Origin of the sequence: Candidatus Epulonipiscium viviparus (genome assembly GCF_030708075.1) — a bacterium.
Taxonomy (GTDB): domain Bacteria; phylum Bacillota; class Clostridia; order Lachnospirales; family Cellulosilyticaceae; genus Epulonipiscioides; species Epulonipiscioides viviparus.
This window is the reverse complement of the sequence record NZ_CP117982.1, coordinates 2470968-2486982: the sequence shown is the minus strand read 5'-3', so window position 1 is coordinate 2486982 and position 16015 is coordinate 2470968. Positions and strand designations below refer to the sequence as shown.

The following is a 16015-nucleotide window of genomic DNA, read 5'->3' as shown; positions in this document are numbered from 1 at the left end:
GAAAGGAGCAACAAACAAGAATGAACCTTAAACCAGAAGAAATCAGCAGTGTTATTAAAGCACAAATTAATAACTACAAGGCGCAACTCGAGGTTAAGGAAGTTGGAACTGTTATGCAAGTTGGAGATGGTATTGCACGTGTGCATGGGCTTCAAAATGCAAAAGCAGGAGAGCTTCTCGAATTTCCTGGAGGTGTAAAAGGAATGGTCCTCAACCTGGAAGAAGACAACATTGGGGTCGTACTACTGGGTTCTGACAAAAACATAAAAGAGGGGGATGTTGTTCAATCAACCGGTAACGTGGCAAGCGTTCCAGTTGGAGACGCCATGCTAGGCCGTGTTGTAAATGCTCTTGGCGAGCCAATTGATGGCAAGGGGCCAATAAAGACAACTCACACGCGACCAGTAGAAAAAGTTGCGTCTGGCGTAATGTCTAGAAAGTCGGTTGATACACCGCTTCAAACAGGCGAAAAAGCTATCGACTCTATGGTACCAATTGGACGTGGTCAACGTGAGCTTATTATCGGAGACCGCCAAACAGGCAAAACCGCAATCGCGATAGATACTATCATTAACCAAAAAGGTCAGGGTGTAAACTGTATCTACGTTGCTATTGGACAAAAAGCATCCACTGTTGCCAACATCGTATCTACACTGGAAAAACATGGTGCCATGGCATATACAACCGTTGTTGCATCAACAGCAAGTGAGCTTGCACCGCTCCAGTATATCGCACCATATGCGGGCGTTACCATTGCAGAAGAATGGATGGATGCGGGCAAAGACAATTTGATCATATACGATGATTTATCCAAGCACGCTGTTGCCTACAGAACCATGGCATTACTACTTCGTCGCCCACCAGGACGTGAAGCATATCCTGGAGACGTTTTCTACCTTCACTCAAGATTGCTCGAGCGCGCGGCAAAATTGAATGATGAGCTAGGAGGCGGTTCTATTACTGCATTACCAATTATCGAAACACAAGCAGGAGATATTTCTGCCTATATTCCAACAAACGTTATCTCTATTACAGATGGACAGATCTTCTTAGAGAGTGAATTATTCAACGCAGGTGTTCGTCCTGCAGTAAACCCTGGTCTTTCTGTATCTAGGGTTGGTGGCGCTGCTCAAATTAAAGCCATGAAACAAATCGCCGGACCTATCCGTGTTGAACTTGCTCAGTATCGTTCACTTGCGGCGTTTGCACAGTTTGGCTCAGATCTTGATACTGCAACGCAAAACGCACTCACTCAAGGCGAAAGAATTATGGAGGTCTTAAAGCAAGGCCAATATGAGCCAATGCCTGTTGCGAAACAAGTATTAATTTTATATGCGGCAACCAGAAAATATCTAATGGATGTTCCTTTGTCTGCTGTTAAACAATTTGAACAAGATTTATTTACTTTTGTAGATACCAAGCACGCAGAAGTATATGCTGAAATCATCAAAAAAGATGGACTTACTGCGGATCTTGATAATAAACTTAAGTCTATCGTCGAAGAATTTAAAGCGAACTTTAAACCAGAAGAGCAATGAAAGGTGTGACAAAATATGGCGTCTTTGCAAGATATTAAAGGACGAATTAAAAGTATTAATAGCACCAAGCAGATTACAAACGCAATGAACCTTGTAGCAACAGCAAAGCTCACAAAAAGTAAGGAAGCGGCGATTAAATCTCGTCCTTTCTTTCATAAAATGCAAGAGACTATTCGTTCTATAGCTAACAATGCAGGGCCAATTAATATGCCACTAATAAAAGGGAACGACTCTCCCAACAAAGCCTATATCGTTTTGGCATCTGATAGAGGCCTTGCAGGTGGATATAATGCCAATATCTGTAAGCTGGTTATGAAGGATATAGCTTCAAAAGAAGAGTCTCAAATTATTGCAGTGGGCAAAAAATCTCGCGACAATTTTAAAACCAAGGGATATAACGTTGCAAAAGCTATAGTGGGGATGTCCGAAAAACCTGGATATAGCCATGCAAAAGAAATTGCGGATTATGTAACAGACATCTTCGTAAAAGGTGAAGTTGGAGAAGTTTATCTTGCCTATACGGCATTTAAATCTACAATCCAACAAGAGCCAACTATGATTCGCCTTCTACCACTCGAATTAGAAGAAATAAAAGAAGTATCACCTGAGGATACACTTCCTGACTTGCTTGTTTATGAGCCATCTCCAGAAGACGTTTTGGCATATGTTATCCCTCGATACCTAGCAGACGTAACTTTTGGCGCATTAATCGAAGCAAGCGCAAGTGAGCAAGGAGCAAGAATGACCGCAATGGACTCTGCGACAGACAATGCAGAAGAAATGATCCAGAAATTGGGAATCATTTACAACCGCGCACGTCAGGCTGCTATCACACAAGAGCTTACAGAAATTGTAAGTGGAGCAGAAGCTCTGGGCTAATCTGCCCTCTCTAATGACCTCTCCGGCATCTCCCACGTCCATGTAGGCAAATGTTACTCACGGGAGGTCTTTTTCTAAATTAATTATAATATTGTTAAAAAGGAGAAAAATTTAATGGCAAACAATATAGGACACATCATAACTATCATCGGTCCAGTTATCGATATTAAATTTACTCCAGAGAATTTGCCTGCACTGTATAATGCAATCCATATCATCACTGGCAAAGATGATGAAGGCAACAACGAGACTATCACTGTTGAAGTTGCGCAACATCTAGGAGACGACGTCGTACGTTGTATCTCTATGGCAGCAACCGAAGGTCTTGTTCGCGGAATGGAATGTATAAACACCGGAGCTCCTATAACAGTTCCAGTTGGCGATAAAACTCTTGGACGTATCTTTAACGTTACAGGCGACCCTGTTGATAACAAACCTGCACCAGACGCAGAGCACTGGCCAATTCATAGAGCGGCACCAAGCTTTGAGGAGCAATCCACTACTGCAGAAATTCTCGAAACCGGAATCAAAGTAGTAGACCTTTTGTGCCCATATCTTAAGGGTGGAAAAATCGGGCTATTTGGCGGCGCTGGAGTTGGTAAAACCGTACTAATTCAGGAGCTCATTCGTAATATCGCAACAGAGCACGGCGGATTTTCTGTTTTTGCTGGCGTTGGAGAAAGAACTCGTGAAGGAAACGACTTATTCCACGAGATGACCGATTCTGGCGTTATCAACAAAACTACAATGGTATTTGGCCAAATGAACGAGCCACCAGGAGCACGTATGCGAGTTGCTCTTACCGGCCTTACTATGGCAGAATATTTTAGAGATGAGTCTGGGCAAGACGTTCTTTTGTTCGTAGATAACATCTTCCGTTTCATCCAAGCTGGATCTGAGGTTTCCGCACTACTTGGACGTATTCCTTCTGCAGTTGGATACCAACCAACTCTAGCAACCGAGGTGGGAACTCTTCAGGAGCGCATCACTTCCACAAACAAAGGCTCAATTACTTCTGTTCAAGCAGTTTATGTACCAGCCGATGACCTCACCGACCCTGCTCCTGCAACAACATTTGCCCATCTCGATGCGAAGACTGTTCTTTCTCGTTCTATCGTTGAGCAAGGCATTTACCCTGCAGTAGATCCTCTAGATTCCACTTCTAGAATTCTCGACCCACAAATCGTTGGGCAAGATCACTACGATGTTTCTAGACAGGTTCAAGCAACTCTACAAAGATACAAAGAACTTCAGGATATCATTGCCATTCTTGGTATGGATGAGCTTTCTGAGTCTGACAAAATCACTGTAAACCGCGCTAGAAAGGTTCAAAAATTCCTATCTCAGCCATTCCACGTTGCAGAGACTTTTACAGGTATGCACGGAAAATTCGTTCCTGTTAAAGAAACTGTTCGCGGATTTAAAGAGATATTGGATGGCAAGTATGATCACCTACCAGAGAATGCGTTTCTAATGGTTGGTACTATCGAAGACGCTGCTGAAAAAGCTAAGACGCTTTAAGGCGGTGAGACTATGGCAAATCAAATTAAATTAGAAATTATAACTCCTACACGACAAGTGTTTAACGAGATGGTCGATATGGTGGTTTTAAAGACCACAGAAGGCGAGATGGGTGTTATGTATGACCACGAGCCTGTCGTTACGCTTCTTAGCTATGGAATAATTCGCTATAAAGTTGGTGGCGAAAAGAAAGAGGCAACCACTATGAGCGGCTTTGCTGAAGTTACCAAGGATAAAGTTACTATCCTTACTGACGCATCAGAGCTCGAAGGCGAGATCAACAAAGAGCGTGCTGAATCTGCAAAGGAACGTGCCGAGGGTCACATGGGTGATGCCAACTCTGATCATCGACGCGCCGAAATTGCATTACAAAAAGCTCTTATTAGACTTAGATTAAAATAATAAATATATTTATTCGAATAAATTTAAAAGAGGACATCGCGCTGGCCACCGTGTCCTCTTTTTTGTTTCCTATTTTAACTGCACAAATTCAATTTGCTGCTCCATTTTGGCAAATCCTTCCTTTATAATGTCTGTTATCTGACCTCGCACATTAACCGTTCGCAAGTTGCGGCATCCTCCAAAAACATCTTTCCCCAAATGTTTTATCCCGTCAGAAATCGTGATGCTCTCCAGTCTACTGCAATTATAAAATGCCTTATTGCCTATCTTTTTTACGCTCGCGGGAATCTCGATGCTTCTTAGGCTACCACATTCGCCAAAAGCCAGCTTGCCTATGTAGATGATAGATTTTGATAGCGTCACATTGTTGAGCTTACTACATCTTACGAAGACTCTCTCCTCGATGCTCACTACGCCGTCTGCCATTTCTACAGTAACTAAATTTCCACATACTGCAAATGCTTTTTCTCCTATACTTTTTACACTTCCCGGAATCGTAATAGATGTCACTCCACTCAACGAAAATGATTTCTCTTCTACGCTAGTTACGCTATCTGGTATATTTATTTTGCTTAACCTGTTACACTCGCAGAAAGTCCACTTGCCTATGCGGCGGACACCCTGAGGAATATGTATGCTACTGAGACTTCTGCAGCCATAGAAGGCGGCGTTGCCTATGCTTATTACATTATTTGGAATAGTTATATTGAATAAGCTGCTGCACCCATAGAAGGCCCATTTGCCTACACTAGTTACGCCATCTGGCAAATCCACGGCGCTTAAGTTTTTACAACCGCAGAAAGTCCACCCCTCAATCTCTGTTACTGCTTTCGAAATATTAACAGTGCTTAGACTTCTACACCAGTAGAATGCCATTTTACCTATACTAGTTACGCTGTTTGGCATGGTTACCGAGACCACGTTACCGCACTCGCCAAATGCTTCTTCTCCAATGGCCACCACACCCTCCGGAATTACCACAATATTATTCTTGCTCTCCAAATATTTTATCAAAATCTCTTCATCAATTTCAAACTCCTGTTCGTCATCTACATTACTCATTATTATTCCCCTCTCCAATTACTACTTCACCAATTTAACTAATTATCAAATTAACTGATTTTTGTATTAAATACTCTTCATATACTGCATCAGGCTCTCTATCTGTAATCAAATACTCTATATCTTCAATATCGGCATATGTCATAAGCGCAGAACGATCAAATTTGGAATGATCTGCCAATAAATAGCTTTCCTTACTTTTCTTCACCACCGCTTGCTTGATTATATATTCTTCTGCAGATGTATTGCATATCCCATTTGCTATCGATAATCCTGTACACGACACAAATGCTTTGTTAATATTGATATTAGCCAAATAATTTACAGCCTCAGGATCTACCAACGAAACTGTATTATGCTTTAGCATTCCAGGTAGCGATATCAGCTTTAGATTTGGAAATTGCAATGCCTTATAAATTGTATCCACATTATACGTTACAATTGTTAGATTATTTAGGTGCCCCAAATAATTTATTAAATACGCAGTTGTCGTTCCTGTATCAATAAAAATTACGTCTGAATCCTGTACAAAAGTTGCCGCGCATTTCGCGATGCCCACCTTTTCTTTTACAAGCATTCCTGCCCGTTTTTCAAATGCAGTAAGTTGCGAGGTCTCCCCCACTGCTACTACCCCGCCATACACCTTTGCGATGCTTCCTTTTTTTACGAGTATATCTATATCTCTTCTTAAAGTATTTTTGGAAATGCCAAACAGCACACACAACGCGTCTAACTGTACTATCTTCTTCTCTAATATATACGCTTCTATTTGATTGATTCTTTGGATTTTCATATAAAATTTTCTCCTAGTTTGTTACTTTCTCTCTATTATACTACATATTTTATCCATTGTGAAATACAAAACAAAAAAAGGCTAGACAACTCCAAAACACCATGGTAATATATGATCATAATTTACTCAATATATATCCACAACATAATCATTTTTTTTATAAAAGGAGCATCTTATGAACTATATACACTTTGCAACTGATAGAAAGTTCGATCTTATATTACTTGGCAGAATTGCTATCGATTTTAATCCCGTAGATTATTTTCAACCTCTCGAAGAATGCACCACATTCAAAAAATATCTTGGCGGTTCCCCTGCAAATATCGCTATAGGCGTATCTCGACTCGGTTTAAAGACCGGCTTTATCGCTGCAGTTTCCGATGATCAATTCGGAGATTTTGTTACTCATGTTTTTGACAAAGAAGGAATCGATACGTCCAATGTTACACGCGCTACCAACGGCGAAAAACTTGGTCTAACTTTTACCGAAATTTTATCCAAAAATGAAAGCCAAATCCTAATGTATCGCAATTTTGCTGCCGATCTATCTCTATGTCCCGCAGATGTCAGCGAAGAATATATTCAGCAAACCAAAGCTTTGCTCATTTCCGGAACTTCACTTGCACAAAGTCCTTCTCGAGAAGCGGCTCTTAAGGCTATCTATCTCGCCAAAAAGCATAATGTACGCATCTTTTTTGATATCGATTATCGCGAATACAATTGGAAAAATATAGACGATATATCTATTTACTATTCTATTGCTGCACAGCATGCAGATATTATTATCGGCTCCCGCGAAGAATTTGACCTCACCGAAAGGCTCATCGAAGCCAACAGAACAGACGAGCAATCCGCTTCTGCGTGGATCAATCTTGGTGCCAAAATCGTAGTTATCAAGCATGGCAAAAAGGGTTCCACCGCATTTCTAGAAGATGGTACCAAGTATAGCGTTAAGCCGTTTCCTGTTGAAGCATTAAAAGGGTTTGGTGGCGGCGATGGCTACGCGTCTGCTTTTTTGTATGGCATATTTGCTGGCTTAGAAATCGAAAAATGCTTAGAAATCGGCAGCGCGGAAGCTTCTATGATGGTTCGCGAGCATTCTTGCTGCAACTTACCCACTCTGCCAGAAGTTGAGCAGTTTATTGTAGAGTCTAAGGAAAAATATGGCGAAATGATTGCCAAAGCTTAAGGAGGATTTTTGTGGCACGAGAATTTATTATCAATAACGACTTATTAATTGGAGAAAATGCACTACTAGAATCTGGAGACAAAATCCAAAACTTGGGGCACAAAGCTTTAATTGTAACCGATAAAATCATGCTACAACTTGGCAACTGCGCAAAGCTGACCGCCATATTAGACAGTCATCAAGTTGCATACGAAATTTTTTCTGACATCAACGGCGAACCTACCGATGCCATGATAACAGCCGGAGTTGGAGCATACCAAAACGCTGGTTGCGATTTTTTAATCAGCATTGGCGGTGGCAGCCCCATCGACGCTATGAAGGCAATCGGAGTGATGGCAAACTATAGCGGTCACATCTCCGATTTTAATGGCCGCATCATAGACATTGCCGTTCCAAACACCGTTGCCATTCCCACCACGGCGGGTACGGGCTCCGAAACTACGCAGTTTACCATCATCACCGATGAGAAAACTCAGATCAAGATGCTATTAAAAGGCCGAGCTTTGGTGCCCACCTTGGCAATCGTAGATCCAAGTTTTACCATGACTGCTCCCAAATCTGTTACTGCAGCTACTGGCATCGATGCTCTTTGCCATGCAGTAGAAGCCTACACCTCGCGCCGAGCTCAGCCTATGTCAGACACCTTTGCGTTATCAGCCATTACCCGAATATTCAATAATATTGAGCTCGCATACAACCAGCCAAACAACGTAGCCGCACGAACTCAAATGGCTATTGCCTCTTTAGAAGCCGGAATCGCCTTTAACAATGCCTCGGTAACCCTAATTCATGGCATGAGCCGACCCATTGGCGCGCTGTTTCATGTACCGCACGGAATTTCTAATGCTATGCTTATGAGAGTATGCCTCAGTTATGCGTCAGTTGGTGCACCCGCTCGATTCGCTGCAATAGCAAGAGCAATCGGAGCCACCGATTCTGCCGATGACGATGTCGCAAGCACCGCATTTCTCTCAAAACTCAACACGCTCCTAGCTAATCTCAACATTCCTACACTTGAAGTATATGGCATAAACAAAACAGAGTTTTTTGCTCAAATCGATAAAATGGCTCACGATGCCATTAGCAGCGGAAGTCCTGGTAATACAATCAGAGCGATTTCCACAGCAGATGTTGTTCAACTATATAATCAACTTTGGATGGTGTAAATTAATGTATAAAGAAAAAAGAAAATTTTTATCCCTCGGGGCAGGGCTTTTAGCGATGTTTCTCACTGGACTTCCACATCTATGGTCTATATATCAGCCATACGTTATGGAAGGCACAGACTGGACTATTTCACAAGTTATGCTATGTTTCTATTTGTCTTTAATTACTTTTGCTTTTGGAAATTTAATTGGCGGCAAAATTCAAGATAGGTACAAACCTTCTTATGCTATCTGGATTGGTGGCGCGATATTTACCTTCAGCTTGTTTTCCTCTGTATTTGCAGCAAATCGGTCTTTAATCGGGCTATATATAGGCTATGCTTTTCAGGGGATCGGGCACGGTATGATATATACTACAGTAATCTCGGTATATCAAAAGTGGTTTCCAGCTAGACCCGGATTTGCCTCTGGTCTGGCAGTTACCGCAAATGCGATGTGCGGGTTTTTGTTAGCTCCTCCTAGCAGATCTTGGCTCGAAAATTATGGGGCCAGCACTACATTTTTAATTCTTGGTATACTTGTGGCAACATCTTGGTTACTTGGTGGGCTATTTATCAAGCTTCCAGAAAATTATACTGCAACTACTAAAGCTTCCTCATCTAACGATCTTACAACAAAAGAGATGATGCGCACCAAAGAATTCTACATTCTATTTGGAATTATGATTGCGGCTTTATTATCCTACTTTTTAATTTCTCCTATGGCCTATATCATCCAGGAGAGCAAAGGCATCCTTGCGGAATATGCTATATACGCTGTTATGATTGGACCTATTGCCAATGCGGCTTGCAAACTGCTTTTACCAACTTTAGGAGATGAGCTTGGCCGGCTTCGCATTCTTCAATACGACCTTATGTGTGGCATCATCGGGTTGCTATTAATTTGGCTCGGCGCCGGGTATCTTAGCTCTATAGGCATCGTTTTGGTGTATGCTTCTTATGGCGGCGTTTTAGGAATATTCCCATCTATTACCAGCCAATATTTTGGCATAAAATATCAGGGTCAAAATTATGGTGCTATGCTATTTGGTTTTTCTATCACCGCCGTAATTGCTCCTGTTACGCATAACTTTATGCCAGGCAATACCTATATTTATGCTGGCATTTTATCTATCGTAATAGCCATTATATTTCTCAGAATACTTAGAAAACAAGCTTCATCTACTTAGAGAATACTTTCCTTAGCCTTAAGGTTGCTAAACTTGCCCGCCTTAGCGTAAAACTTGGGCCAAATTTATATTAAGGGGCGATTAAATAATGTTAAAACTAGGAATGCTCGGAGCAGGTCGAATCGGTCGTTTGCATGGTAATAATATAGCAAAATTTATTAGTGGTGCTACATTAGAAGCCATTGCAGACCCATATCTTACAGAAGATGCTAGAGAATGGGCAAAAGGTCTCGGTGTTCAAAAGATATATACCGATCCTGCCAAAATTTTTGCCGATCCCGAAATTGATGCTGTTTTAATATGTTCTTCTACCGATACCCACTCGGAATTTCTTATGAAGGCCGCGGCTGCCAAAAAGCATATCTTCTGCGAAAAGCCTATCGACTTAGATACTACCAAAATCAAAGAAGCTATAAAAGCTGCTGAGCAGGCAAATATTAAACTTATGGTAGGTTTTGTTCGAAGATTTGACAGAGACCACGCCGCTGTTGGAGAGGTCGTTAAGTCTGGACAGCTGGGTAAGCCGCATATTGTAAAAATTACTTCCAGAGATCCAGAAGCTCCGCCGCTAGAATACGTTAAAATTTCTGGAGGCATCTTCTCCGATATGATGATCCACGACTTCGATATGGCACGCTTTTTGGTTGGCAGCGAAGTTACTGAAGTTACTACAATTGGAAATATTTGTATAAATCCTGACATTGCGCAATACGACGACGTTGATACTGCTATTGTAAGCCTAAAATTTGAAAACGGCGCAATCGGAGTAATTGATAACAGCCGTGCTGCTAGATATGGTTATGACCAGAGAGTGGAAGTTCATTGCGACAAGGGATCTGTTGCCGATGAAAATAATTTAGAAAACCATGTTAAGATAAGCACCGCCGATGGCGTAGAAATTGCCAAGCCAACTTGGTTCTTCCTCGAGCGATACAATGACGCATTCGTAACGGAGCTACAAGACTTTGTTGATGCAGTACTAAACGATACCGAAGTTCCAACCAATGGCTTCGACGGGCTTATGTCTGTCTATATCGCACAAGCGGCCAAAATGTCTCTAGATCAAAAACGCACCATACTAATATCCGAATTAACTCATTAACCTCAAAGATCCCCCACCTATTAACTCCAGCGGGGGGATCTCTTTTCTTTATTCAAATATACTTTTTAATTTGCTCTGCTACTGCATAGGCCAAGCCAACAGGTACCGCATTACCAATCATCTTATACCCCGTATCTACTGATGTATAGATAAACTCAAAATCATCGGGAAAACCCTGTACTCTCGCAACCTCTCTAACAGATAACCTACGATATAAGTGTTCTTGCCCCTCTGCAAATACATTTTTATTTTTCTCAACTTTTGGCATCTTGGGAGCCTGTGGATGTAATTGGCATTGCCTACCGCTTGCTTGTACTGTAAAGCCAGGTTCATCCCACTGTCTAACCCTATTTCTACTCATGAACATTGTAGAAAAAGCACCAGTAAAATATTCATGACTTAAGAATTTTACGCTAGCATTCTTTTTATTTTTATCTAATGCAGGAACAGCATTATCTTTCAAGTCCCATAGTATATCCCTAAGCACAGGCTTATACTCCTGCGGCTTCGGAAACTCAAATTTTATATTTAGGTCTTTTCTAAATCCAATATAAAATACTCTTTTCCTATCCTGCGCTACGCCATAGTCATTTGCATTTAACAACTTTATAAACACGTCATAGCCCACTTCTTCAAATTGATTTACAATACCCTTTACCGCTTCATTGTGTCTTTGCGCCATCATACCCTTTACATTTTCAGCCAAAAAAAACTTAGGTTTCTTATCTTTTAGTATACGTATATACTCATAAAATAACCGGCCCCTAGGGTCTTCTATACCCTTTAACCTACCCGCCGCTGACCAACTTTGACAAGGGGGGCCACCAATGATGCCATCTATACCATCAGGAAAATCCGCCGAAGGTATTTTACTAATATCACCTTTAATCAGTGGTCCTTTATGATTTTTCTCATACGTTGCCCATATGGTCTTATCATACTCATTTGCTGCTGCTATCTCATAGCCCGCCTTTTCGAAACCTAGATCTAAACCACCAGCACCAGCAAATAAACTTATTAATCTCATATATATACTCCTATATTTAACAGTTATTTCTAAGTTTGGTATTTTATCAACTAACGCCTCCAACTTCTCATATATATACTCCTATATTTAACAGTTATTTCTAAGTTTGGTATTTTATCAACTAACGCCTCCAACTTTGCTGTACCCTCTAGTCTATCATATTTTTCAAATTTATCAATGCCATGAAATTAACCACAAAAATCCCCCACCTATTAACTCCAGCGAGGGATCTCTTTTATTTATTCAAAGTATCTATTTAGCAACCCTGCAAACGCCTTGCCATGTCTTGCTTCATCTTTTGCCATCTCGTGTACAGTGTCATGAATCGCATCTAGGTTTAGCTCTTTTGCCAATGCGGCTAGTTCTTTTTTACCCGCTGTTGCCCCATGCTCTGCCGTTACACGCATTTCTAAGTTTTTCTTTGTAGATGCCGTTACAACTTCACCCAACAACTCTGCAAACTTTGCCGCATGCTCCGCTTCCTCATATGCCGCCTTTTCCCAATACATTCCAATTTCTGGATATCCTTCTCTGTATGCAACTCTCGCCATCGCAAGATACATCCCTACTTCTGTACATTCACCCTCAAAATTTGCGCGAAGCCCATCTACAATTCTTTTATCTACGCCAGTTGCCACTCCTACTCTATGCTCATCTGCAAACACCAAGCCACCATCTTCTGAAGCTACTTGCTTATCAAATTTCTTTGCAGGTGCCTTACAAATCGGACACTTTTTAGGTGCCTCAGATCCCTCATGAACATATCCACATACTGTACACACAAACTTTTCCATATTACAAAACCTCCATTAATTATTATTTTGTTTTGCGCATTCCGAGCAGACGCCTTGAAAAACTATATCATGACCACTAAATACAAATCCCTCCGCGTCTTTAATTGTACTCTCCAATTTTGACATATACGGCATTTCTACATCAATCATCTTATTGCAATGAACACAAACCGCGTGATAGTGATCGTGGCAAGAGTGGTCAAAACGCTCTGCTCCAGATGCTGTTACTATCTTTTTAATTTTATTATTTTGTGCCAATTGATTCAAATTTCGATACACTGTTCCCTTACTAATAGTAGGATGTTTTTTTATAATTAATTCATACACTTCAGCTGCTGTTACGTGGGATTTTAATTCATGTATAGCATCTAAAACCAAAGTTTTCTGAATTGTTTGTCTATGCTGTTTCATGTTGTTCCTCCTTATTAGTAACTTGTTGTAATAAGAATTATATACTATTAGGAATAAATTGTCAATAGAAGATCAAAAAATAATTGAAATTGTTATTTTCGTTTGCTATAATGAGGTCAATTAAAATAACAAGGAGGTTTTTATGCGATTAGCACTGATAGGTTGTTCAATATTTTCTAGAGAAATAGGCTACGCAATAAGTAAAAGCAAAAACGTGATTCATTCATTTTGGCTCGAGCAGGGGCTACATAATACTCCGCAATTATTACAGCAGGCCATTCAAGATTCGATACACAAGGTTGAGGCAATTAACACCAAGCGCAATGCCAAGCCATATGACGCTATAATTCTTGGCTACGGTTTATGCTCCAACAGCATTATCGGCCTTACCTCTAGCCAAATCCCTCTTATAATTCCGCGTTGTGATGACTGCATGGCCCTATTTTTAGGTTCGCAGCAAAAGTATCTCGAGCTGTTTAATAGTTCGGGCGGCATCTACTGGTACTCAAAACCGTGGATGGAAAACGGCACTATGCCTTCCAAAGAGCATTACGCTTCTTTATATGAAACATATCTCGAGGAGTATGAAGACGAGGACACTGCGCAATATCTTATCGAGCAAGAAACCAGCTTTATTTCTCAATACGGAAATCTTTGTTTTATCAAGTCCAACCTCTACGATGATACTGCCGAGGTGGAACGCGCCAAAGTTATTGCCCAAGAATTTGACTGGGCCTATATGCAAGTGGACTCAAACCTAGGATTTATCACTGACTTGGTTGATGGCAATTGGGACGATCGATTTTTGGTATGCCAGCCATCGCAAAAAGTAGTCGCCGAATATACTGGCCTCAAAATTACTGCCCAATAAAAAAAGGACCCCTTCTACAGAGTCCTCTACTTTTGCCTAAATATTCCATTTGTCAATATCAATCACTGCCGCTCCATCAGCAAAAAACTCGATCTCAGCTGCAGTGCCTTCTGGATATGCTGTTACTGTCATTGCGTATTCTCCGTCGTTTACAAATACTTCGACGATGCTCTTGTCTATCAATATATCCAATTTTACTGTTTTTTTATGATACGGAATCCACCTCGAATTTACTGGTATACTTTCATTCCCCAATATAGGATTTCCCATACACGACCTATCGATAGTTATTCTGCTATCATCTAACCAAATAACAACTTTCTCGTTGCCCGTCTTTAATACTGCAATCGAAAAGTTATTCGCATCTCCCATGTCTACATCCACGACCAGTTCACATACGTCTCCTGTAACTCCGTCAAATCTACGAACTCCCTCAACTTTTTCACCTCTGTACATTACGTGATCCACACGATACGCTCGCAATTCTTCAACCGGGGTTTGCATCAGTTTTTCGTCCTTCCATTTCAGTACTCTCGGTATCGAAAAACTTCCCGCCCAATTATGTCGCAATACATTTGTTGGCATTGTACGATGCCACATCTGCGCCCAGGCAATCATAATGCGTCTACCTCGATCGTCACACAACGTTTGCGGTGCATAAAAATCTGTGCCTATGTCAATCTCATCGTGGCATTCTTTGGCATATTCCCCAGTCTCCCAATTCATCTTACCGCCAAAATACAGCGTGGATGATGTATTAAAAAATCTGTGACCGCTCCTCTTTATTGCAATAGGCGATGTAATCAATACATCTTTGCCATCTAGCTCAAATAGATCTGGGCACTCAAACATTTCGCCCATATTGCCGCCCTCGCCATTGGCTATCGCTCTCACATACTCCCAGCTCAGCAAATCTCTCGATTTATACAACAATATATTGCCCGCCGCTGCCTTTGCCACTACCACCATATAAAATGCGTCATCTTTCTTAAACACCTTTGGATCTCTAAATTCTCCCGCATTCACTTGGCAATCTTCTGGCAGATCTGCTGCAGTCAAAACCGGGTTTCCTTCATACTTGGTAAAATTGATTCCATCCTCCGAATACGCTACACATTGCGTTTGCAGATGCGTTCCGTTTGCATCATCGGCAGCTCCAGTGTATATCAAATATAATTTTCCATCATGTTCTATCGCACTGCCCGAAAAGCATCCCACATTTTCATGATCCATATCCGGCGCCAATGCTATCGGCAAATACTCCCACCTTATTAGATCCTTGCTTTTTGCATGTCCCCAATGCATCGGCCCCCACACTGTGTCATGTGGATAGTGCTGATAAAATACATGATACTCTCCTTTGTAAAATATCAGCCCGTTGGGGTCATTTAGCCATCCTGCAGGAACTGAAATGTGATACTTCGGTCTATATCTGTCATTCGTTACTGCTCGTAATAAAAATTCAACGCTTACTTCTCCCACATTTGCAAAAACTACTTCAGCATTTGGCAAACTCTCTTTGGTGCCAATCCCAACGACCGCCATTCCCGCTGCAATTGCGGCTTCCACTCCTGCAGTAGCGTCTTCAAATACTACACACTCAGCATTGGCCACTTCCGCTGTTTGCGCGGCAAGCTCAAATACCTCTGGGTCTGGCTTTGCTTTTTTTACTTTATTTCCATCGATTACTGTATCAAAATAATGGAGTATCCCTGTTTTTTTCAAAATCGGTACCGCATTCTTGCTTGCGGATCCCAACGCAACTTTTATGCCTGCCTGCTTTAACTCACGCAATAAATTTTCCACTCCCGCTAGCAATTCACTATTGGTTATATCTTTTATCAACTCCAAATATATATCATTCTTTTTGTTTGCTATTCGATTGCGTTCATCTTGCGGCATATCTTCTTTATTGGCAAGCGTACACATAATATCCATGCAAGCCAATCTACTCACACCTTTAAAAGCTTCATTTTGTTCTTGTGTAAACTCAATCCCTAACTCATATCCAAGCTCTCGCCAAGCCAGATAATGGTATTTCGCAGTATCAACAATTACTCCATCCAAATCAAAAATTACCAATTTTAGCATC

The 16015-nt window shown here is 41.2% G+C and carries 15 protein-coding genes; 9 read left to right on the top strand and 6 right to left on the bottom strand.

Translation table 11 applies throughout. The annotated features are described in order from the left end of the window. The first annotated feature begins 20 nt into the window (after nt 1-20). The 4 genes from atpA to atpC all read left to right on the top strand — a co-directional run bounded on the left by atpA (nt 21) and on the right by atpC (nt 4340). Nucleotides 21-1538, top strand: a complete 1518-nt coding sequence (atpA, locus tag PCY70_RS10370) for a F0F1 ATP synthase subunit alpha (protein ID WP_029487925.1) — start codon at nt 21-23, stop codon at nt 1536-1538. 15 nt (nt 1539-1553) lie between these two features. Next, a complete protein-coding gene (gene atpG, locus PCY70_RS10365) occupies nt 1554-2417 on the top strand; it encodes an ATP synthase F1 subunit gamma (RefSeq protein ID WP_010166765.1) in 864 nt (287 codons plus the stop codon). A 114-nt stretch (nt 2418-2531) separates the two neighbouring features. Continuing rightward, a complete protein-coding gene (gene atpD, locus PCY70_RS10360; RefSeq protein ID WP_010166767.1) occupies nt 2532-3938 on the top strand; it encodes a F0F1 ATP synthase subunit beta in 1407 nt (468 codons plus the stop codon). Nucleotides 3939-3950: 12 nt separating this feature from the next. Next, nucleotides 3951-4340 carry an ATP synthase F1 subunit epsilon gene (atpC, locus tag PCY70_RS10355; protein WP_010166770.1) on the top strand — a complete coding sequence of 130 codons (390 nt, stop codon included), beginning with the start codon at nt 3951-3953 and terminating at the stop codon, nt 4338-4340. A 69-nt stretch (nt 4341-4409) separates the two neighbouring features. Here atpC and PCY70_RS10350 read toward each other — a convergent pair whose 3' ends face one another. Next, nucleotides 4410-5402 (bottom strand): leucine-rich repeat domain-containing protein, encoded by a 993-nt coding sequence (locus tag PCY70_RS10350; RefSeq protein WP_305767300.1) that lies wholly within the window; start codon nt 5400-5402, stop codon nt 4410-4412. Nucleotides 5403-5436: 34 nt separating this feature from the next. Continuing rightward, nucleotides 5437-6195, bottom strand: coding sequence for a DeoR/GlpR family DNA-binding transcription regulator (locus tag PCY70_RS10345; RefSeq protein ID WP_305767299.1), 759 nt, complete (start codon nt 6193-6195; stop codon nt 5437-5439). Nucleotides 6196-6370: 175 nt separating this feature from the next. Here PCY70_RS10345 and iolC point away from each other — a divergent pair, with 175 nt between their 5' ends. The 4 genes from iolC to iolG all read left to right on the top strand — a co-directional run bounded on the left by iolC (nt 6371) and on the right by iolG (nt 10820). Beyond that, entirely contained in the window at nt 6371-7384 is a 1014-nt protein-coding gene (gene iolC / locus PCY70_RS10340; RefSeq protein ID WP_305767298.1) for a 5-dehydro-2-deoxygluconokinase, read from the top strand. An 11-nt stretch (nt 7385-7395) separates the two neighbouring features. Continuing rightward, nucleotides 7396-8550 (top strand): iron-containing alcohol dehydrogenase, encoded by a 1155-nt coding sequence (locus PCY70_RS10335; protein WP_305767297.1) that lies wholly within the window; start codon nt 7396-7398, stop codon nt 8548-8550. Nucleotides 8551-8554: 4 nt separating this feature from the next. Beyond that, the gene (locus tag PCY70_RS10330; RefSeq protein ID WP_305767296.1) at nt 8555-9718 is read left to right on the top strand and encodes an MFS transporter; all 1164 of its coding nucleotides are present in this window, start codon (nt 8555-8557) and stop codon (nt 9716-9718) included. 88 nt (nt 9719-9806) lie between these two features. After that, nucleotides 9807-10820, top strand: coding sequence for an inositol 2-dehydrogenase (iolG, locus tag PCY70_RS10325; RefSeq protein ID WP_305767295.1), 1014 nt, complete (start codon nt 9807-9809; stop codon nt 10818-10820). A 52-nt stretch (nt 10821-10872) separates the two neighbouring features. Here the strand turns inward: iolG and PCY70_RS10320 are convergent, their stop codons facing one another. From PCY70_RS10320 to PCY70_RS10310, 3 genes are all read right to left on the bottom strand, one after another. Then, complete coding sequence (locus PCY70_RS10320) at nt 10873-11847, bottom strand: DNA cytosine methyltransferase (protein ID WP_305767294.1); 975 nt, start codon at nt 11845-11847, stop codon at nt 10873-10875. Nucleotides 11848-12086: 239 nt separating this feature from the next. Next, nucleotides 12087-12641: an NADH peroxidase gene (locus PCY70_RS10315; RefSeq protein WP_010168870.1), complete on the bottom strand. Its 555-nt coding sequence runs from the start codon at nt 12639-12641 to the stop codon at nt 12087-12089. A gap of 15 nt (nt 12642-12656) precedes the next feature. Continuing rightward, a complete protein-coding gene (locus tag PCY70_RS10310; RefSeq protein WP_305767293.1) occupies nt 12657-13052 on the bottom strand; it encodes a Fur family transcriptional regulator in 396 nt (131 codons plus the stop codon). Between the two features lie 142 nt (nt 13053-13194). Here PCY70_RS10310 and PCY70_RS10305 point away from each other — a divergent pair, with 142 nt between their 5' ends. After that, on the top strand, nt 13195-13923 hold the full coding sequence (locus tag PCY70_RS10305) for a DUF1638 domain-containing protein (protein WP_305767292.1): 729 nt from the start codon (nt 13195-13197) through the stop codon (nt 13921-13923). A gap of 36 nt (nt 13924-13959) precedes the next feature. Here the strand turns inward: PCY70_RS10305 and pgmB are convergent, their stop codons facing one another. Next, entirely contained in the window at nt 13960-16014 is a 2055-nt protein-coding gene (pgmB, locus tag PCY70_RS10300) for a beta-phosphoglucomutase (protein WP_305767291.1), read from the bottom strand. Nucleotide 16015 lies beyond the last annotated feature (1 nt).